20 protein-coding genes are annotated in these 19,794 nt (G+C 57.8%); 7 read left to right on the top strand and 13 right to left on the bottom strand.

The features are described 5' to 3' along the window. Positions 1-128 precede the first annotated feature (128 nt). Complete coding sequence (locus tag ACXX9E_RS12830) at positions 129-1,016, top strand: LysR family transcriptional regulator (RefSeq protein ID WP_458555510.1); 888 nt, start codon at positions 129-131, stop codon at positions 1,014-1,016. On the opposite strand, the gene ACXX9E_RS12825 is transcribed toward ACXX9E_RS12830, so the two are convergent. The 10 genes from ACXX9E_RS12825 to ACXX9E_RS12780 form a co-directional block, all read right to left on the bottom strand. Next, entirely contained in the window at positions 979-2,565 is a 1,587-nt protein-coding gene (locus ACXX9E_RS12825; protein ID WP_458555509.1) for an S-type pyocin domain-containing protein, read from the bottom strand. The two genes, ACXX9E_RS12830 and ACXX9E_RS12825, sit on opposite strands and share 38 nt — an antisense overlap. Before the next feature lie 100 nt (positions 2,566-2,665). Beyond that, a complete protein-coding gene (locus ACXX9E_RS12820) occupies positions 2,666-2,941 on the bottom strand; it encodes a bacteriocin immunity protein (RefSeq protein WP_458556580.1) in 276 nt (91 codons plus the stop codon). Next, positions 2,931-3,863 (bottom strand): DUF6392 family protein, encoded by a 933-nt coding sequence (locus ACXX9E_RS12815; RefSeq protein WP_458555508.1) that lies wholly within the window; start codon positions 3,861-3,863, stop codon positions 2,931-2,933. The genes ACXX9E_RS12820 and ACXX9E_RS12815 overlap by 11 nt, the downstream gene beginning before the upstream one ends. Positions 3,864-4,025: 162 nt before the next feature. Beyond that, positions 4,026-4,424, bottom strand: a complete 399-nt coding sequence (locus ACXX9E_RS12810; RefSeq protein WP_458555507.1) for a bacteriocin immunity protein — start codon at positions 4,422-4,424, stop codon at positions 4,026-4,028. Between the two features lie 100 nt (positions 4,425-4,524). Next, entirely contained in the window at positions 4,525-4,800 is a 276-nt protein-coding gene (locus ACXX9E_RS12805; RefSeq protein ID WP_458556579.1) for a bacteriocin immunity protein, read from the bottom strand. After that, positions 4,790-5,722 (bottom strand): DUF6392 family protein, encoded by a 933-nt coding sequence (locus ACXX9E_RS12800; RefSeq protein WP_458555506.1) that lies wholly within the window; start codon positions 5,720-5,722, stop codon positions 4,790-4,792. The genes ACXX9E_RS12805 and ACXX9E_RS12800 overlap by 11 nt, the downstream gene beginning before the upstream one ends. Next, positions 5,719-8,280 carry a pyocin-S2/colicin E7-DNase domain-containing protein gene (locus tag ACXX9E_RS12795; RefSeq protein ID WP_458555505.1) on the bottom strand — a complete coding sequence of 854 codons (2,562 nt, stop codon included), beginning with the start codon at positions 8,278-8,280 and terminating at the stop codon, positions 5,719-5,721. Before ACXX9E_RS12795 ends, ACXX9E_RS12800 begins: the two co-directional genes overlap by 4 nt. A 176-nt stretch (positions 8,281-8,456) precedes the next feature. Further along, entirely contained in the window at positions 8,457-9,323 is an 867-nt protein-coding gene (locus ACXX9E_RS12790) for a carboxylate/amino acid/amine transporter (protein ID WP_458555504.1), read from the bottom strand. A gap of 282 nt (positions 9,324-9,605) precedes the next feature. Continuing rightward, positions 9,606-10,205 (bottom strand): FMN-dependent NADH-azoreductase, encoded by a 600-nt coding sequence (locus tag ACXX9E_RS12785; protein WP_123465565.1) that lies wholly within the window; start codon positions 10,203-10,205, stop codon positions 9,606-9,608. Between the two features lie 228 nt (positions 10,206-10,433). Further along, the gene (locus tag ACXX9E_RS12780; RefSeq protein WP_016985956.1) at positions 10,434-10,748 is read right to left on the bottom strand and encodes a hypothetical protein; all 315 of its coding nucleotides are present in this window, start codon (positions 10,746-10,748) and stop codon (positions 10,434-10,436) included. A 49-nt stretch (positions 10,749-10,797) separates the two neighbouring features. Between ACXX9E_RS12780 and ACXX9E_RS12775 the strand changes: the two genes are divergently transcribed. The 5 genes from ACXX9E_RS12775 to aqpZ all read left to right on the top strand — a co-directional run bounded on the left by ACXX9E_RS12775 (position 10,798) and on the right by aqpZ (position 15,960). Then, complete coding sequence (locus ACXX9E_RS12775) at positions 10,798-11,721, top strand: PA3225 family LysR-type transcriptional regulator (protein WP_123465563.1); 924 nt, start codon at positions 10,798-10,800, stop codon at positions 11,719-11,721. A 14-nt stretch (positions 11,722-11,735) separates the two neighbouring features. Beyond that, on the top strand, positions 11,736-12,539 hold the full coding sequence (locus ACXX9E_RS12770) for an alpha/beta fold hydrolase (RefSeq protein WP_123465561.1): 804 nt from the start codon (positions 11,736-11,738) through the stop codon (positions 12,537-12,539). A 3-nt stretch (positions 12,540-12,542) separates the two neighbouring features. Continuing rightward, a complete protein-coding gene (locus ACXX9E_RS12765; RefSeq protein WP_128616361.1) occupies positions 12,543-13,106 on the top strand; it encodes a peptidylprolyl isomerase in 564 nt (187 codons plus the stop codon). 87 nt (positions 13,107-13,193) lie between these two features. Further along, the gene (locus ACXX9E_RS12760; protein WP_123465557.1) at positions 13,194-15,026 is read left to right on the top strand and encodes an ABC transporter ATP-binding protein; all 1,833 of its coding nucleotides are present in this window, start codon (positions 13,194-13,196) and stop codon (positions 15,024-15,026) included. A 238-nt stretch (positions 15,027-15,264) separates the two neighbouring features. Next, positions 15,265-15,960: an aquaporin Z gene (gene aqpZ, locus ACXX9E_RS12755; protein WP_128616360.1), complete on the top strand. Its 696-nt coding sequence runs from the start codon at positions 15,265-15,267 to the stop codon at positions 15,958-15,960. A gap of 113 nt (positions 15,961-16,073) precedes the next feature. Here the strand turns inward: aqpZ and ACXX9E_RS12750 are convergent, their stop codons facing one another. Beyond that, complete coding sequence (locus ACXX9E_RS12750) at positions 16,074-17,198, bottom strand: GNAT family N-acetyltransferase (protein ID WP_458555503.1); 1,125 nt, start codon at positions 17,196-17,198, stop codon at positions 16,074-16,076. Positions 17,199-17,478: 280 nt separating this feature from the next. Between ACXX9E_RS12750 and ACXX9E_RS12745 the strand changes: the two genes are divergently transcribed. After that, the gene (locus tag ACXX9E_RS12745; protein ID WP_123465552.1) at positions 17,479-18,801 is read left to right on the top strand and encodes a putative porin; all 1,323 of its coding nucleotides are present in this window, start codon (positions 17,479-17,481) and stop codon (positions 18,799-18,801) included. Between the two features lie 145 nt (positions 18,802-18,946). On the opposite strand, the gene ACXX9E_RS12740 is transcribed toward ACXX9E_RS12745, so the two are convergent. Beyond that, positions 18,947-19,183 carry an anti-sigma factor family protein gene (locus ACXX9E_RS12740; RefSeq protein WP_123465550.1) on the bottom strand — a complete coding sequence of 79 codons (237 nt, stop codon included), beginning with the start codon at positions 19,181-19,183 and terminating at the stop codon, positions 18,947-18,949. Then, positions 19,177-19,785 carry an RNA polymerase sigma factor gene (locus tag ACXX9E_RS12735; protein WP_123465548.1) on the bottom strand — a complete coding sequence of 203 codons (609 nt, stop codon included), beginning with the start codon at positions 19,783-19,785 and terminating at the stop codon, positions 19,177-19,179. Before ACXX9E_RS12735 ends, ACXX9E_RS12740 begins: the two co-directional genes overlap by 7 nt. Positions 19,786-19,794: the final 9 nt, after the last annotated feature.

Here is a 19,794-nt window from a genome sequence, read left to right as displayed (position 1 = left end):
GTCAGTAAGGGTTGGTCGACGTTGCCGGGGTCGGCGTTGTTGTCGGCTTGGATGTCACTTTAGGGGCTGGCAGATAAAGGGACAATTCCCTAAAATCGAGAATCATTGATTCTAAAAAAGGGACAATCATGGATCGCATCGAATGCATGCGCGCCTTCGTGGTGACAGTCGGCGAAAACGGCTTCGCCGCCGCGGCACGCGCCATGGATGTGCCGCGCTCGAAAGTCAGCAAACAGATCCAGGCGCTGGAAGAAGCCATCGGCGTGCAACTGCTGCAACGCACCACGCGCAGCCTGCACCTGACCGAAGCCGGCGCCGAGTATTTTGAAGCGGCGCGCGAGGTCATTGCCGCCCTGGACGAGGCCGAGCAGCGCGCACGTGACGGGATTGGCGAGTTACGCGGCGTGTTGCGCGTGAATGCGCCGATGTCGTTCGGCTTGCGGCGCTTGGGCAAACTGATCCCGCTGTTCCATGAGCAACACCCGAACATCGAGCTGCAACTGGTGCTCAGCGATCAACAGGTCGATCCGGTACGGGGCGGGTTCGACGTGACGATCCGCATTGCGAGCATGCCCGACTCGACCATGATCGCCCGGCAACTGGCGCCGGCACCGCGAATCATGGTCGCCTCCCCGGCCTACCTCGAACGCGCCGGGATTCCGCAGACGCCACAGGATTTGCGCACACACCAATGCCTGAACTACGGCTATCTGCAAAGCGGTGTGAGTCTGCAACTGTGCAATGGCAAGGAGACACAGCGGGTCAACGTCACCGGGCCGTTGCACGCGAACAATGGCGACTTGCTCGCGCAGGCGGCCGAGGCCGGAATGGGAATTGCGCTGCTGCCGGACTTCATCGTCGAAGAAGCCTTGGCGGCGGGTCGGCTGGTACCGGTGCTGTGCGAATGGCAGGCACCGGCGATCAGCATCAACGCGGTGTATTCCTCGGCGCGGCGGGTGCCGCAGAAGACCCGGGCGTTCATTGAGTTTCTGGTGACCCAACTGGCAGCGACATAGCGTCAGTGACTTCAGCCCTCCGCTGATTCCCGAGCATCACATACACCGGTTCCAGACCTGAACCTGCCGGAAAAACCACGACGTAGTCATCAAAAGCACCCACGGACTGCTCAGGAAACGCTTCCAGCGAGGGGGTTGGCGGCGATTGAACGCTGCCCATCCGATAATCAGCAATGGAGGCGAGAGGCAGGAAGTTTTCCAGCGTGTCTGGACGTTTCCAGTTCACAGAGAGGGGGGCGGCTCCATCGGCGGTGAAACGGTAGCTTTGCGAGGACTCGCTCCACACCGCCGGGCGAACCCTGACGCCAGATGTCGGCTGCGTTGCGTCCACCGGCACAAGTGCCACCTGGCGCAGGTTTTTTATCTCCCTGATGCCCCGAAACAGGGTACCGCTCGGCACGGCGTAGGTGCCGCTGCTCATTCTGAATGGGACATCAATGGTTCCCATTGTTGCCGCCTGGTGCTGCCAGTCCCGCCCGTCGATCGGGATGAATTCCGCCAAGGGAACACAAACGCCGTAACAGCCGACCTCGGCGCGACTGCGGAAGTCGAACCGTAGTACAGCGGCATATTGCGTTGGATCCGCCTGGACGTTGGAAGTGTTTTGCCAGGTGAATTCCGCCACCGCCGAACGAATGGATTTCTGCAGATCAACACGATGGACGTCCAGGGTTCGCGACAGCTCGCCGTCGATCAGCACTGCCGGACGCGCATTAGCGAAAGCCAAGGGAGCATACAGCTGCACCGGCGCTTGGGTTGGCCCGACACCCAGTTGATCACGTTGTTGTGCGAGTTGAGTCTGGGCCGTCGTCAGCAATGCCTCGGCCTGCTCTTGAAAACGCCTGAGTTGCTGATTGACGGTGTTCAGCGTCGCCAGATAACCGTCGTAAATGGCGCCAAACTGTGCAGCAATATTTTGCCACTGCCCCCCCTCGGCTTGTGCGTATGTCACCTCGCGCTGCACCCCGTCTCTTTTGAACTGGACACTCATTTTCCAGTACTCGTAACGACGCACTGCCGAGGTCGCGTCGAACTCGGCGACTTCCAGTGTGCGGATGTCCGTTTCACGTTCAGAAACAGCTGCGTGCGCATTCAATCGTCCGCGCAAATGATTAATCCGCAGTTCCAAAACAGTAAGCGCTGCATTTGCAGCAAGCTGTGAGGCCGCCAGTTCGGCGCTGGTTTTCTGTATATCCGCCAGACTCCGGGCAACGCGCTGCTGGGTGATCTGGGCCCAGTTGATCGGAGCTGCTGGTTTGGCCGGGATCGGCTTCGCGTCTGGCAGGGCTTGGCCCTTGAACGCAGTACGACCTTTCTTTGCGTGCCAGTCCTTGACGTAGTAAACGACCGAGCCGGGGGAATTCGGATTCGGGTTCTCATTCGGGTGGTAGAACAACAGATCGGTGCCCTTCGGGTGACCTGCAACCTGGTCGAAATGATTGATCAATCGGTCGTGATCGGCCTTCGGCAAATCGACGGCCCAGATTCGGTCAACCAATGTCTGGAATTCAGCTTCGGTGTAATCGTTGAGGGTTGATTTCAGTTTCATTCGTTAAAACTTCCTTGTTTATCCATATTGCTTTCAACGACGGCATTCGCCTGATATTTTGGCGAATGCCTTGAGCGGGTTACGCTTGTATTTGAATGCGTTACTCCAATTTAAAGCTGGGCTTGTTATTAAGCGCGCGCCATTCCTTGACTTCTTTCAAAATTCCTTCGGGGCTATCTTCCTGTCCTTCTTTGGGATAGAAGATGACGTCTGAGCGATCGGGATGCTCTGTAATTTGTTCGAAATGAGTGAGTAGATACTCTTGATAAATCGCTAACGCTCGGCCACCAAGCCCTTCGGGAAAATCAACAAAATTCTTCAGAAATGACAGAAACTCAGCTTCTGTGTAGTCCTCCAGTTTCTCCTTAAGCCTCATCATGTTTGTCCTCTTGGTGTATTTTTATATGGCTGCGAGGTGTCATGATAGAAATGCCATCGACTTGATAAACCGCCTCAGTACCTGAATAACTCATATCATGGTGAAACTCTAAGGTCTTTCGCTTGCCAACCTGGTCTTCCCTGAGGACCACAGGAGCAAGGCCAGCTTGTATGCGCCGTAAGTTATGGTTAAAAAAATCTTGGCTCGACGCAGGATATAAGGCCATTGTCTTCCAGACAGCCTGCTCGAACTCGGAAAAAACGCTGTACTCTTTCCAGCGCAACTGGTCGGCAATTAACTGAGGAATACGAGCGCCTTCATCCATTGCATCATCGAACCAAGCTGCAAGGCCTCCGCTCCCCCAGCCTCTGACTGTGCCGGGTTCTTCGCGTAGCGCCATGACATCAGGGCAATGACGATCCGCTTTTTTTGTGTATTCGAACGGACGAGCTAGATCGATCAACGTAAATACTAACGTGGAGACTTTCATCTCAGCAGTGTATTGAAACACTACTTGCTTTCCCGGGTAGATGTCCTGATCAAGTAAAAAAGATTCCCAACCACCGGTTTGCCCTAGTGGCTCGGGCATCCTTACTGGCCCCCCCACCTCGACGGGTTTCCCGAAAATCGAATGCACGTCGAGCTGACTCATGTCGTGCTTATAAGGTGGCAACAGCGGCCCTTCATATTCGACCGTAGACGGAGTAGTCTTTTTCAATGTCAGAAAAATGGACTCCAGTTTTTTGGTTTCCGCCCAAAAGGTCAAACTCGCTCCTGCCTCAATATCCACATCCAGGAAATCACTCTCGGGAAATAGTGCCTCGAGTTCATGTTCTTCACTCAAGACACCAGCTGCAACCAAAACGTCAAACTTTTCGCCCAGACTTCTAATCAGTCGGTCAATTGTCGCGATATTCATTTATACCACCCTTGTCGCATATGGAGATCGTGGAGTCCCAACCGAGCAGCATCAATAGCAGCCTCATCAAGCCCTAGCTCTAACAACCCTGCCTTAAGTGCGTCGAAATTAGCATCCACCGCCCTTCTCAAATCTTGTGCATCCTCCAACTGTTTGGCCCTGCTATTTCGGTGAGGCCGCCAGTTCGGCGCTGGTCTTCTGTATATCCGCCAGACTCCGGGCAACGCGCTGCTGGGTAATCTGGGCCCAGTTGATCGGAGCTGCTGGTTTGGCCGGGATCGGCTTCGCGTCTGGCAGGGCTTGGCCCTTGAACGCAGTACGACCTTGCTTTGCGTGCCAGTCCTTGACGTAGTAAACGACCGAGCCGGGGGAATTCGGATTCGGGTTCTCATTCGGGTGGTAGAACAACAGATCGGTGCCCTTCGGGTGACCTGCAATCTGGTCGAAATGATTGATCAATCGGTCGTGATCGGCCTTCGGCAAATCGACGGCCCAGATTCGGTCAACCAATGTCTGGAATTCAGCTTCGGTGTAATCGTTGAGGGTTGATTTCAGTTTCATTCGTTAAAACTTCCTTGTTTATCCATATTGCTTTCAACGACGGCATTCGCCTGATATTTTGGCGAATGCCTTGAGCGGGTTACGCTTGTATTTGAATGCGTTACTCCAATTTAAAACCGGGCTTGTTATTAAGCGCGCGCCATTCCTTGACTTCTTTCAAAATTCCTTCGGGGCTATCTTCCTGTCCTTCTTTGGGATAGAAGATGACGTCTGAGCGATCGGGATGCTCTGTAATTTGTTCGAAATGAGTGAGTAGATACTCTTGATAAATCGCTAACGCTCGGCCACCAAGCCCTTCGGGAAAATCAACAAAATTCTTCAGAAATGACAGAAACTCAGCTTCTGTGTAGTCCTCCAGTTTCTCCTTAAGCCTCATCATGTTTGTCCTCTTGGTGTATTTTTATATGGCTGCGAGGTGTCATGATAGAAATGCCATCGACTTGATAAACCGCCTCAGTACCTGAATAACTCATATCATGGTGAAACTCTAAGGTCTTTCGCTTGCCAACCTGGTCTTCCCTGAGGACCACAGGAGCAAGGCCAGCTTGTATGCGCCGTAAGTTATGGTTAAAAAAATCTTGGCTCGACGCAGGATATAAGGCCATTGTCTTCCAGACAGCCTGCTCGAACTCGGAAAAAACGCTGTACTCTTTCCAGCGCAACTGGTCGGCAATTAACTGAGGAATACGAGCGCCTTCATCCATTGCATCATCGAACCAAGCTGCAAGGCCTCCGCTCCCCCAGCCTCTGACTGTGCCGGGTTCTTCGCGTAGCGCCATGACATCAGGGCAATGACGATCCGCTTTTTTTGTGTATTCGAACGGACGAGCTAGATCGATCAACGTAAATACTAACGTGGAGACTTTCATCTCAGCAGTGTATTGAAACACTACTTGCTTTCCCGGGTAGATGTCCTGATCAAGTAAAAAAGATTCCCAACCACCGGTTTGCCCTAGTGGCTCGGGCATCCTTACTGGCCCCCCCACCTCGACGGGTTTCCCGAAAATCGAATGCACGTCGAGCTGACTCATGTCGTGCTTATAAGGTGGCGGCAGCGGCCCTTCATATTCGACCGTAGACGGAGTAGTCTTTTTCAATCTCAGAAAAATGGACTCCAGTTTTTTGGTTTCCGCCCAAAAGGTCAAACTCGCCCCGGCCTGAATACTTACATTTAGGAAAGCACTCTCGGAAAATACCGACTTAAGCTCATGCTTTTCACTCAAGACTCCAGCTGCAAGCAAAACGTCAAACTTTTCGCCCAGACTTCTAATCAGTCGGTCAATTGTCGCGATATTCATTTATACCATCCTTGTCGCATATGGAGGTCATGGAGTTCCAACCGAGCAGCATCAATAGCAGCCTCATCAAGCCCTTGCTCTAACAACCCTGCCTTAAGTGCGTCGAAATTAGCATCCACCGCCCTTCTCAAATCTTGTGCATCCTCCAACTGTTTGGCCCTGCTATTTCGGCCACCATAGGTTTCACTAAATTTCCGGTGCACTTCAGTAGGTATTGCCACACTAGGAGCTCGCCTCAATATGTCTGCCCTTTCAAGTTTGTTAAAGCGAGGAAACTTATCAATCAGGTGTTTCTGCAACGCCCTACGCGAAGGTATATGGTCAATATCCAACCCATCCCCCCTGCTCCGCCCACTAAGCTCGTTATACGGCCCGACCTCCAAGGGTTTCACCGGTGGCCCGACGAATACCAGATCCGGCGAAGGCAACTCCATATCCGCCGGGAACCCGGGAATACTCGCACCAATCAGCCCTTCATCAACAGCCGGAAACGTCTCGTTTGCCGGTAGGATCGGGATGACAGAATCGCCGGGATAAATCAGAGTCGGTGACGGTGCAATCGGTGTCGTGTTCGGTCCAATGTGCTCCGCTCCGGGCGGAACCAGCGGTATCCAGGTGCCAATGCCGACAGGGGGGATCGGCCAAGGCTGTACAGTCGGTAAAACACCTCGATGGCCGCTGGTACTTTGTGGTGCGGTGATGCTGATCTTGTCGAGGTTGAACGGATTTGCGCCGGACTCCGGGCTCTCCTGAAAACGCAACTCAAACTCACGGCGCTCGCCGATCCAGGTGCTTTTCGGTGCGTAGGGCGCAAAACCTTGCTCGAGGCGTTTTTTGTTTACGACATCAAATTGGCTGGTCAGCACCGGATGCTCGCCCAGTGTTCGCCACAAGGATTCGTCAAAGGAATCGAACGATGTGATCTCGCGGCCCCGCAGTTGATTGCCGATCTGGGTCGGTATGGCGGCGCCGGTCGTGCGGGTCGACGTTTTCCACCAATCTGCAGTGGCGGTCTGTCCTGTGCCGATGACACTGCCCGAGCCCGGTGGTGGCTGGTTGAAGGACAGGTACATCGGCGCTGAACCCGGCAGGCAGACGACGCAATCCTGCAGCCGCAGGTCGACTCCCTTGGGAAGGGCCTGAGTCTGCGGGGGGAGCACCGCTATACGAGCGGGACTTGCAGTGGTTTGCTCAGCAGTCGTGTCCGAAGTGAACTGCAGATACCGGGGCGGTGATCCCGGTACTTCTGCGATGTAGTGCCCCGTCAGCGGATCAAGTACCGCGTTGATGACCGGCACCTTGGCGCTGATCTCATTACCTGTAGTGACCGCGATGACAGCTGTGCCTTCCGGTACGGTTTGAGGCTTGAGCCGGTAAGGCATATCGACCGAGTCGCCAGAGTCGGCAAGTGATCGCAGCGCCTGCTCATCCGTAAGCCCGAGCGTCTTGGCCGGGACGGCGACAGACTGAAACAATCGACGTCGCTGATCCGGGGTCAGCTCTCCATTGGCCAGCGTTGGCGAGTACACCAACCCTGCAACCAATACCGTGAACGGCTGAGGAGCCAGCGCAGCCAGGGAAAGCCGGCTGACGGCCTGCGTCACAGCGGTCTCGATGAGCGTGGCTGCTTGCTGAGCCACCAGTGCCCCGGCGCGCGTCATAACCATTGCCCCGGAGCCCATCGACGACATCGGGACAGTCAGCGTATTGGCCTGTTTGAGCCGGGTTAAGCGAGCGTCTTCATCAACCTGCTGTTTGAAACGGACTCGGGCCTCACGCTGCTCGACGAACTTGCGCTGCGCCTCCCAAACGGCCTCCCTCTCGCGCCAGATAATGGTTTGTTCTGCGTGATGACGGGCCAACGCCGCTGATCTATCGCGCAGCACATTGATTTGCGATGCCAACAAACGCGCCTCATGGGCCGCGTTGTAGGCGTTCTCCCAGATCTGGTGACCGTCATTGAGCGCCTGGCCGAACTGCCCCAGGCGCGTCAGATAATCATTGGAGGTACGGGTCAGCGGGTCGTGGCCGTCGAAGGATCGGGCCAGTGCATTTTTTGCATCGAGCTCTGCAGATTTGCGGGCGAGCAGTCCGTCTGTTTCGCTTTTTTCCTTGGTGATGGTGTAGAGCTGCCAGCGCTCGGTCTGGGTGGCTTGAGGCGGTCTTCTGGCGGCGCGAATTTCGTGTTCGAGCGCCGAGCCGAGTTGTTCGGACTTTTGCGCGAAACGGCGGTCAGCCTCGGCTCTGATCGCGTCATGGCGTTGCGTCAGCCCTGCCAGAAATTGCACCAGCGCCTGCTGCCGCGCCTGTTCCTGGGCCTGCGCTGCAGCCGCCTCTGCTCTGGCCAGCGTCTCGGCTTGCTGGTTTGCTTGCGCCTGACGATGAGCCGCCAAAGCGCGCTTTCGGGCCTTTTGTCTTTTCTTGCTGGTGCCTCCGAAACCACCGGAAACTCCGCCACCGCCACCAATACCGCCGCCGGAACCACCACCCGAAGCCGATGGCCCGGGCCGGATGACGACGCTACCTGACGATCCATCGTTGAATGTGTTTTGTGCCATACAGTCACTCCTTGTCTGTAGGGCACAGCGTGTCGATCAAGCGGTAATCAGGTGCGGTACATAGTTATTGCGAATGAAAAAATCGGGTTATTGAGGTTGTCCGCGATAGCGTCAGTTCAGACACGTCCGTGTTGAATGACACGCCGCTATCGCCAGCAAGCCGGTTCCTACAGGGGTTACGCGGTGGCCTCGGATTTGCGTATGCCCAACCGGCTAATCCATACAGCGGCGAGGATCACACTCCCACCGAGCAACAACCGCTCAAGTTCTTCGTGCTGGTTCCAGATCAGCAAATTCAACAGCAGCCCCACCGGCACGTGCAGATTGTTCATCACTGCCAGCGTGCCACCGTTGACCATGCACGCGCCTTTGTTCCACCAGTACAGGCCCAATGCGGTCGAGACCAGACCAAGGAACAGCAAAACGCCCCACTGCAGCGGTGCTTCGGGCAGGAAGTTGGCCTTGCCGAACAGCAGGAACGCCGGCAACACCACCGCCAGTGCGCCGAGGTAGAAGAAGCCGAAACGCCGGTAATGCGGCAGGTCGCTGGGGTGTTTCGCCACCAGATGCTTGTACAGCACCTGCCCGGCGGCATAGGTGAAGTTGGCCAGTTGCAACAGCAGGAAACCCATGAAGAAGTCCGGGTTGATCCGGTCGAAGCGGATCACTGCCGCGCCCCCTACCGCGACCAGCGCGGCGATCAGCGCCCATGGATTGAAGCGGCGGTTCAGTGCGTCTTCGATCAGGGTTACGTGCAGCGGCGTGAGAATGGTGAACAGCAACACCTCCGGCACCGTCAGCACGCGGAAGCTCAGGTACAGGCAGACGTAGGTCACGCCGAACTGCAACGCGCCGATCAACAGCATGCCGCGCATGAACGCCGGTTCCACCGAGCGCCAGCGCGTCAGCGGGATAAATACCAGTCCGGCCAGCACCACACGCACCAACACCGCGAAGTAACTGTCGACGTGACCGGCCAGGTATTCGCCGATCAGACTGAAGGAAAACGCCTGGATCAGCGTGACAAAAAGTAGATAGCCCATGGTCGCCTCTGTTTCGAATGGCGGCGACGATAGCGGTTTTTTGGCCAGACCGCGAACGTGTGTCTACTGACACTCCGCAATCGCGGGCACGCCCGCTCCCACTGGGGATTTTTGGTGCTCTGGTGAATCGCGGGCAAAAAAAAGCCCGATCTCGCTAATGCGTTCAATCGGGCTACAGCACTCAGGAGCAACAAGTGCAAAGGGAGGTTCGATGCGCGTAGAGCCTTGAAGGGGTTGCGCCAGGTCACTAGAACAATCGGCGATTATCTGGCGATTAACATATCAAGCGACCTGGGACAGTTTGGCGTTGGCCTGATTCAGGCCCTTCTCCTGGAAGTCGCCACCCAGGTTCATGCCTTCGGCGTGGATGAAGGTCACGTCGTGGATGCCGATAAAGCCCATCACCTGACGCAGGTACGGTTCCTGATGGTCGGCCGGGCCGCCGGCGTAGATACCGCCGCGAGCGGTCAGCACGTAGGCACGCTTGCCGCTGAGCAGGCCTTGCGGGCCGGTTTCGGTGTACTTGAAGGTCACACCGGCACGCAGCACATGGTCGAGCCAGGCCTTGAGGGTGCTCGGGATGGCGAAGTTGTACATTGGCGCGGCCATCACCAGCACGTCGGCTGCCAGCAGCTCATCGGTCAATTGGTTGGAGCGATCCAGCGAGGCTTGTTCGCTGTCGTTACGCTGCTCGGCAGGCTTCATCCAGCCACCCAGCAGGTTGCTGTCCAGGTGCGGCACCGGGTTCACGGCAAGATCACGCACGGTGATCTGATCAGCAGGATGCGCCGCTTTCCACTGGTTGATGAAGGTCTGGGTCAGCTGACGGGATACCGAGTCTTGCTGGCGGGCGCTGCTTTCAATGATCAGAACGCGGGACATGGTGTGTAGCCTCCATCCGAGAATGTTGTAGGTCGATGGAGTGAAGGTTAAACAGTGTCTAATCGATGAAAAAGCGCAAATAATTGCTGCAAAACATCGAATAATTAGTTTAGATGCTGATCCATAGCCTGCTGGAGTGAGCCTGCTCGCGATAGCGGTGTGTCAGAGCAATCATTATTGACTGACACGCCGCTATCGCGAGCAGGCTCACTCCTACAGGAACAGGTGTTATTTCGGGGTGCAGGTCAGTTTGATACGCAGCTTGATGATCTCGCGGGTGAATTTGGCCGTGGCGTTTTTATGTTTGCCGGCTGCCACTTCGATGTTACGGGTGCGCGGTGCTTCCGGGCCATTGGTAAACACAGCCTTGCAGACGGCATCGACATCGCCGTAGTTGGCTACCCGAATGGAGCCAATGTCGTTGTCGGTATCGAAAGTCTCGTAGTCGATCTTCATGCCGTTGAGATCTTTCTGCACATCAATCGGATAAGCAAAAGCAGTCAGCGGAAGCAGCGCCAGCAGCACACAACAGAATTTTTTCATTCGGCAGTCTCCATGAGGGACAGCCAGCTTAGGACAAGAGGAGCTATTGATGAAAGCGCCCCGCGTGACCCTGGATCAATGGCGAACACTGCAGGCTGTGGTCGACCACGGCGGATTCGCCCAGGCTGCCGAGGCCCTGCACCGTTCGCAATCGTCGGTGAGCTACACCGTGGCGCGCATGCAGGACCAGCTCGGCGTACCGCTGTTACGCATCGACGGGCGTAAGGCGGTACTCACCGAAGCCGGCGGCGTATTGCTGCGGCGCTCGCGCCAACTGGTAAAGCAGGCCAGCCAGCTGGAAGACCTCGCCCACCACATGGAGCAAGGCTGGGAAGCCGAGGTGCGGCTGGTGGTCGATGCGGCCTACCCGAGCGCCCGCATCGTCCGCGCGCTGACCGCGTTCATGCCGCAGAGCCGTGGTTGCCGGGTACGTCTGCGCGAAGAAGTGTTGTCGGGGGTCGAAGAAGTGCTGCTTGAAGGCGTCGCCGATCTGGCGATCACCGGCCTGAGCATTCCCGGCTACCTCGGCGCCGAGTTGAGCGACGTCGAGTTCGTTGCCGTCGCCCACCCTGACCACGCCCTGCATCGACTCAATCGCGAGCTGAGCTTTCAGGATCTGGAAACCCAGATGCAGGTGGTGATCCGCGATTCCGGCCGGCAGCAGCCGCGCGACGTTGGCTGGCTCGGCGCCGAACAGCGCTGGACCGTCGGCAGCCTCGCCACCGCCGCCACCTTCGTCAGCAGCGGTCTGGGGTTTGCCTGGCTGCCCCGGCACATGATCGAGCGGGAATTGAAGGAAGGCACGCTCAAGCTGCTACCGTTGGATCAGGGCGGCAGCCGCAACCCGAGTTTTTACCTGTACTCGAACAAGGACAAACCCTTGGGCCCGGCCACGCAAATTCTCATCGAACTGCTGCGCACCTTCGATACGTTGCCTCTGGATGCGTCGTACGCCGCCCCCGAACAAGCCTGACACGGAGTTCACCGATGGCCTATTTCGAACATGAAGGTTGCAACCTGCACTACGAGGAATATGGCCACGGCACGCCGTTGCTGCTGGTTCACGGGCTCGGTTCGAGCACCCTTGACTGGGAAATGCAGATCCCGGCCCTGGCCGCGCACTACCGGGTGATCGTCCCGGACGTTCGCGGTCACGGTCGCTCGGACAAACCCCGCGAGCGCTACAGCATCGCCGGGTTCAGCGCCGACCTGCTGGCGCTGATCGAACACCTCAACCTCGGCGCGGTGCATTACGTCGGGCTGTCGATGGGCGGGATGATCGGTTTTCAGTTCGCCGTCGATCAACCGCAAATGCTGAAAAGCCTGACCATCGTCAACAGCGCGCCCGAAGTCAAAATCCGCAGCCGCGACGATTACTGGCAGTGGTTCAAGCGCTGGAGCCTGATGCGCCTGCTCAGCCTCGCGACCATCGGTAAAGCGCTGGGCGGCAAGCTTTTTCCGAAACCCGAACAGGCCGGTCTAAGGCAGAAAATGGCCGAACGCTGGGCAAAAAACGACAAACGTGCTTATCTCGCCAGCTTCGATGCAATTGTTGGCTGGGGCGTTCAGGAACGACTTTCCCGGGTGACCTGTCCAACCCTCATCGTCAGCGCCGACCGTGACTACACGCCGGTCTCGCTGAAAGAAACCTATGTAAAACTGCTGCCCGATGCGCGGCTGGTGGTGATCGCCGATTCGCGCCACGCCACCCCGCTCGATCAACCCGAACGCTTCAACCAAACGCTGCTGGATTTTCTTGCCGCAGCCGATACTCAATCTCAGGATCACTGACCCATGCTGAAAAAACTCGCCCTCGCCGCCGGCACCGTGCTGTTTGCTGCCAACCTGATGGCTGCCACCCCGGCCAAAGCGCCACACGTGCTGCTGGACACCACCAACGGTCAGATCGAAATCGAACTGGACCCGGTCAAGGCGCCGATCAGTACCAAGAATTTTCTCGACTACGTCAACAGCGGCTTTTACACCAACACCATTTTCCATCGGGTGATCCCGGGCTTCATGGCGCAAGGCGGTGGTTTCACCCAGCAGATGCAACAGAAAGACACCAAAGCGCCGATCAAGAACGAAGCCAGCAACGGCCTGCATAACGTTCGCGGTACCTTGTCGATGGCGCGCACCTCCAATCCAGACTCGGCCACCAGCCAGTTCTTCATCAACGTGGCTGACAACGCGTTCCTCGATCCGGGCCGCGACGCCGGTTATGCGGTGTTCGCCAAAGTGGTCAAGGGCATGGACGTCGTCGACATCATCGTCAACTCGCAAACCACCACCAAACAAGGCATGCAAAACGTGCCCGTCGACCCTGTGATCATCAAGTCGGCCAAAGTCATCGACTAAGCTGTACAGGGCGTATCGAGCGGCGTGAGTTCTACCCCACGCCGCTCACACCGATAAAAGGAGAGCCCGGCTCCGGGCGGTTATCTGATGCTCTATCGCCGTTTCGAACAACTGATCGACATATTCCGTGACGCCCCGACGGCGTCTCCGCCGGACCGCGTTCTCCCCTTCTATACCTATTACCTCAAGCAGGTCTGGCCGAGCTTTGCCGCCCTGCTGGTGGTCGGCCTGTTTGCCGCGCTGATCGAAGTGGCGCTGTTCAGTTACCTGAGCCGCATCATTGACCTGGCCCAAGGCACGCCCAACCCGAATTTCTTCAGCGATCACGCCCTCGAATTGACGTGGATGCTGGTGGTCGCCCTGGTGCTGCGACCGATCTTTTTCGGCCTGCACGACCTGCTGGTGCACCAGACCCTGAGCCCGGGGATGACCAGCATGATCCGCTGGCAAAACCACAGTTATGTGCTCAAGCAGAGCCTGAATTTCTTCCAGAACGATTTCGCCGGGCGCATCGCCCAGCGCATCATGCAGACCGGCAACTCGCTGCGTGATTCAGCAGTGCAGGCGGTGGATGCGCTGTGGCACGTGGTGATCTACGCGATCAGTTCGCTGGTGCTGTTCGCCGAAGCCGACTGGCGCCTGATGATCCCGCTGCTGACGTGGATCGCCGCCTACATCGGCGCACTGTGCTACTTCGTGCCACGAGTGAAAGAGCGCTCGGTGGAAGCTTCCGACGCACGCTCGAAACTGATGGGGCGGATCGTCGACGGCTACACCAACATCGCCACCCTGAAGCTGTTCGCCCACACCAACTTCGAACAGCACTACGCCAGGGAAGCCATCGAGGAACAGACGGTCAAGGCGCAAATGGCCGGCCGTGTGGTCACCAGCATGGACGTGGCGATCACCACCATGAACGGCCTGCTGATCGTCGGCACCACCGCGCTTGCCCTGTGGTTGTGGACACAATCGCTGATCACGGTCGGCGCGATCGCACTCGCCACCGGTCTGGTGATTCGCATCGTCAACATGTCCGGCTGGATCATGTGGGTGGTCACCGGCATTTTCGAAAACATCGGCATGGTCCAGGACGGTCTGCAAACCATCTCGCAACCGGTCAGTGTCACCGATCGCGAGCAGGCCAAACCCTTGGCCGTGGCTCGTGGCGAAGTGCGTTTCGAACATGTGGATTTTCACTACGGCAAGAAGCGCGGCATCATCGGCGACCTCAATCTGACCATCAAACCCGGGGAAAAGATCGGTCTGATCGGCCCGTCCGGCGCCGGCAAGTCGACCCTGGTCAACCTGCTGCTGCGTCTATATGACGTCGAGGGCGGGCGCATTCTGGTCGATGGGCAGAACATCGCCGAAGTCGGTCAGGAGAGCCTGCGCGCGCGGATCGGCATGATCACTCAGGATACCTCGCTGCTGCACCGCTCGATCCGCGACAACTTGTTGTATGGCAAACCCGACGCCACCGATGCAGAGTTGTGGGATGCGGCCCACAAGGCCCGCGCCGACGAGTTCATTCCCTTGCTGTCGGACGCTGAAGGCCGTACCGGTTTTGACGCGCATGTCGGCGAGCGCGGGGTGAAACTATCCGGCGGTCAACGTCAGCGCATCGCCATCGCCCGCGTGCTGCTCAAGGACGCGCCGATCCTGATCATGGACGAAGCGACCTCGGCGCTGGACTCGGAGGTCGAAGCAGCCATTCAGGAAAGCCTGGAAACCCTGATGCAGGGCAAGACCGTGATCGCCATCGCCCACCGCCTCTCGACCATCGCGCGCATGGACCGGCTGGTGGTGCTGGAGAACGGCAAGATCGCCGAGAGCGGCACCCATGCCGAACTGTTGGCCCATCGTGGCTTGTATGCGCGGTTGTGGGCGCATCAGACCGGAGGGTTTGTCGGAATCGACTGACTTTTTCCGTCACCACAAAACTCTGCAGGCTCACTCCTACAGGGGATGTGCGAAATCTGTGACAGAGAAAACCGCCACAGCCCGCTAACTACGGGCGCTGGCGGTTTTTTTGCGCCTGCTGGAAATCCGTCCAAAGCCTGCTGTACTCAGGCAAGGCTCCGGCACGGAACCTGTCGTAAATCGGCATGGAGGCCTCACTCGATGCAGTCTCGATAGCACGCCTATCAAGGACACTCTCATGTCTCTGTTCAAACGTTCAGTTACTGAGTTGTTGGGTACGTTCTGGTTAGTGTTGGGCGGTTGTGGCAGTGCGGTGATCGCCGCGTCTTCACCGTTGGGAATCGGGGTGCTGGGGGTCGCCCTGGCGTTTGGTCTGACGGTGCTGACCATGGCGTTCGCCATCGGCCACATCAGCGGATGTCATCTCAACCCGGCCGTCTCGGTCGGTCTGTTCGTCGGCGGCCGGTTTCCGGCCAAAGAGCTACCGGCCTATATCATCGCCCAGGTGCTGGGCGCGATTCTCGCGGCCGCGCTGATCGCCCACATCGCCAGCGGCAAGGAGGGATTTGATATCGCCGCCGGCCTGGCCTCCAACGGTTATGGCGAGCATTCGCCCGGCAAATACTCAATGGCGGCCGGGTTCGTGTGCGAACTGGTGATGACCGCGATGTTCGTGATCATCATCCTCGGCGCCACTGATAAACGCGCTCCGGCGGGCCTCGCACCGATTGCCATCGGCCTGGCCCTGACACTGATCCACCTGATCTCGATCCCCGTGACCAACACCTCGGTCAATCCGGCCCGCAGCACGGGCCCGGCGCTGATGGTCGGCGGCTGGGCGATCGCGCAGTTGTGGATGTTCTGGGTCGCGCCGCTGTTAGGCGCGGTGGTCGGTGGCGGGGTCTATCGCTGGCTGGGCAAAGAAGAAACCTGAAGCCTGTACAAATCCCCTTGTAGGAGTGAGCCTGCTCGCGATAGCGGTGTGTCAGTCAACATCCATGGCTCTGACAGACCGCTATCGCGAGCAGGCTCACTCCTACAGGGGATTCAGGTCTGGCGGTAGGGCAAGGCTGTTTTCGCTTCTTCGACATACGCAAGGACTCCGGCACGCTCTTGTTGCAGGAAATCCTTCACCGCCGCTTTCAACCCGGGATGGCGCAGGTAATGCCACGAATGAGTGATCACCGGTTCGAAACCACGAATCAACTTGTGCTCGCCCTGGGCACCAGCGTCGAAACGTTGATAGCCCTGCGCAATCGCGTAATCCATGCCCTGATAGAAACAGGTTTCGAAGTGCAGCCGATCAAACTCCGCCAGGCAACCCCAATAGCGTCCGTAAAAGCTATCGCCACCCACCAGACTGAAAGCCATCGCCACCGGGCGTGAACCTTGTCTGGCCAGCACCACGCGAATCGACTCCGGCATGCGTTCGGCAAGCAGGCTGAAGAACTCGCGCGTCAGGTACGGCGCCTGACGTCGCACCGCATAGGTATTGGCGTAACAGGCGTAAACGAAATCCCATTGCGCCTCGTCCAGCTCCCGCCCCTGCAACCATTCAAACTCGAAGCCCTGCCCCGCCACTTGCTCGCGCTCTTTGCGCATCTGCTTGCGCTTGCGCGAACTGAGCACATCGAGAAAGTCCTGAAAGTCCCGGTAGCCGCGATTCTGCCAGTGATACTGACAGCCGATGCGCTGCAACCAGCCTGGTTGTTCAGCCATGGCGGTATCGGTGAAGAGATCGGTGAAATTGATATGTGCGCTGGAAAGCCCTTCGATTTCCAGATACCCCGGCAGGCTCTTGAGCAACTCGAAGCCGTCTTCGACCTTCGCCGCCAACAAGCGTGGGCCGCTGACCGGGCTGAACGGCACGGCCGTCAACAGCTTGGGGTAATAGTCGATTCCGGCGCGGGCACAGGCGTCGGCCCAGCCATGATCGAACACATACTCGCCGTAGGAATGCCACTTGCGGTAACTGGGCAGTGCCGCTATCAGTCGATCGTCCTCGATGTGCAACAAATGTTCCGGCTGCCAACCCGTGTGAGGGCCGACGCTGCCGCTGTCTTCCAGGACGCTGAGGAAGGCATGGCGCAGAAACGGCTGATTCTCCGGCACCAGTGCGTCCCAGGTGGCCGGGGCGATTTCTGACAGGTTTTGCAGGCGTTGCAACGGCATCAACAGAGTCTCCACAAGCGGGTTTCAGCGCCCGGCGAGTATCGCCTATCGCCGGCCATTGCACACGTTCAATCGGGCGACAGCGCTCTAGATCAATAGTTCACGACACATCTGGATCGTCATCAACCTGCCATCATCGTGCCACTGCTCTGTCATAAACCATCGCGATACTGGCGCCTGTTTTTAGAGCGCCGGGTTCTACCCGGACACTGTTTTCCGACCTTCACGTCGGTTGTGCCCAGGATGGTTCAGCCATCCCCTCTCATCTTCGGAGATTGCTATGCGTCTTGCTTCCACGAAAACTGCGGCGGCCCTGTGCGGTGGCCTGTTACTGGCCATGAGCGTTCCGGCCAGTGCTGCAGTCGACGCCAAACTGCTCGACATGCTCAAGGCTAACGGTTCGATTTCCCAGGCGCAGTACATTGAACTGCAAACTGAACTGGCCAAGGATCAGAAGGCTCAGCAAATCGCGCAGCAGGCGCAGCAAGAGACTAACGAGCAAATCGCGGCAACCGCGAAGAAAACCAATGAGCTGAGCTCCTTCGACCAGAAACTGGCCTGGGCCGCCAAGACCCAGTTCAAGGGTGACGTGCGTATCCGTCAGGAAACCATCAAGATCGACGGCGAACCGAACAACGGCGGCCGCGACAAGGATCGCCAGCGCATCCGTGCCCGCCTGGGCGCCTACACCGAGATCAACCCGCAAGTCGACACCGGCATCCGTATCGCCACCGGCGGCGGCGACGACGCCCGTTCGACCAACCAGGATCAGGACAACTACTTCGACAAGAAGCAGATCTGGCTCGACCTGGGCTACATCGACTACCACCCCGATCAGATCAAGAACCTGCACGTCATCGGCGGCAAAATGCTGCAACCGTGGGTCAGCATGGGTGACGTGATCTGGGACAGCGACATCAACCCGGAAGGTCTGGCCGTCACCTACAAATACCCGTTGGGCAGCAGCGCCGAGCTGTTCGGCAGCCTGGGTAACTACAACCTCAAGGACAACGTCGACGGCGACGGCGTGCAATTCCGTCACGACCTGCGCCTGACCTCTGGCCAGTTGGGTAGCCGCTTCGCGATCACCGACAACCTGAAACTGACCCTGGGCGGCAGCGTCTACGCCTACCAGAACGACAAAGACAGCCGCTGCACCGGGACTTCCACTCCGTGCGCCCTGGCGGTCAACGGCAACTCGGCCAACAACGAATTCCGTCTGTACGAGGGCTTCAGCCAGATCGATATCGGTGGCTTGCCAATGCCGTTGTCGTTCTACGGTCAGTACGTGAAGAACAACGATGCCGTGACCGATGCAGACACCGCCTGGCTGGTCGGCGCCAAGTCGAAAGTGTTCGGTCTGAACCTCGACTACAACTATCGTGACGTACAGCGTGACGCCGTGGTCGGCGCCTTCACCGACTCCGACTTCGCCAACGGCACCACCGGTTCGCGTGGCCACAAGTTCAAGGTCGGTTACGACATCGACAAGAACTTTGCCATCGGCGCGACGTACTTCCTGACCAAAGCAGACTTCTCCAGCCGTACCCAGCGTGATGCAGACACCAACACCCTGCAGCTGGACGCGGAAGCGAAGTTCTAAGAAAACAGCGACAAGCTTCGAGCGACAAGTTGCAAGTCACCGCTCCCCTTGCGACTTGCCGATCGAAGTTGATTTTCCTGCAGCTCGATGCAGCAACCGCGATCCCCATCATCCGTTCGCTGGTGCTTCACCGGGCTGTGTTTTTTCACGGGCTATCGTCCCGCCGTTGCGCCGCCAAACGTTCCGCCAAGGCATCCACCCCTTCCTCCGGTTTCTCCGGCATCGCCTTCAAGGTCGCCTGCATCAAACGCATCTGCCGAATGAAACGCCGACAGTTCGGGCAGAACATCAGGTGATGACGCACCATCAGCTTCTCGCGAAAGCTCAACTGATCATCGAGATAATCGCTGGAGCGCGCCACTTGTTCCTTACAGGTCAGCATTCCCCGGTCTCCTCAAAATGCTCCACGGTCGCGAAGACTTTCAGCCGCGCACGATGCAGCAGCACACGGACATTGGAGAGCGAGATCTCCAGAAGATTACAGATCTCTTCCAGCTCCAGGCCCTGGCGCTCACGCAACAGCAGAACACTGCTTTGCAATTCCGACAGACTGAGCAGCGTATGCTCCAGGCAGTCACGTAATTCACTTTCGGTCAGCAAGGCTTCGGGCGTGTCCTGGTGCCAGGCGAACGGGGCGATCAACCAATGGCCGTCGCCGGGAGAAAAGCGGTCGTCATCAATGGTGCCGTGGGGCGATGGCAAGTCATCCATCAGCACTTCGCGGCGATTCAGCTTGTAACGACTTTTGGCCGAGTTGGCGGTGATGGTCAGCAGCCAGGTCTTGAGGCTGGAACGACCTTCGAAACTGGCGATGTGGCGCACCACGGAAAGCCAGGCGTCCTGCACCACTTCTTCGACATGACGCTGGCCGACAATCGCATACGCCACGGCACGCATGGCGCTCTGATACGTAGTCACCAGTTCCTTGAAAGCCCGTTGTTCACCTGCCAGCAGGCGCTCAAGCAGTTGGGTGTCGTCAGCCATCCAAAAATC

It is taken from the genome of Pseudomonas sp. GNP014 (genome assembly GCF_054344005.1).
This window is presented reverse-complemented; position numbering and strand designations above follow the sequence as displayed.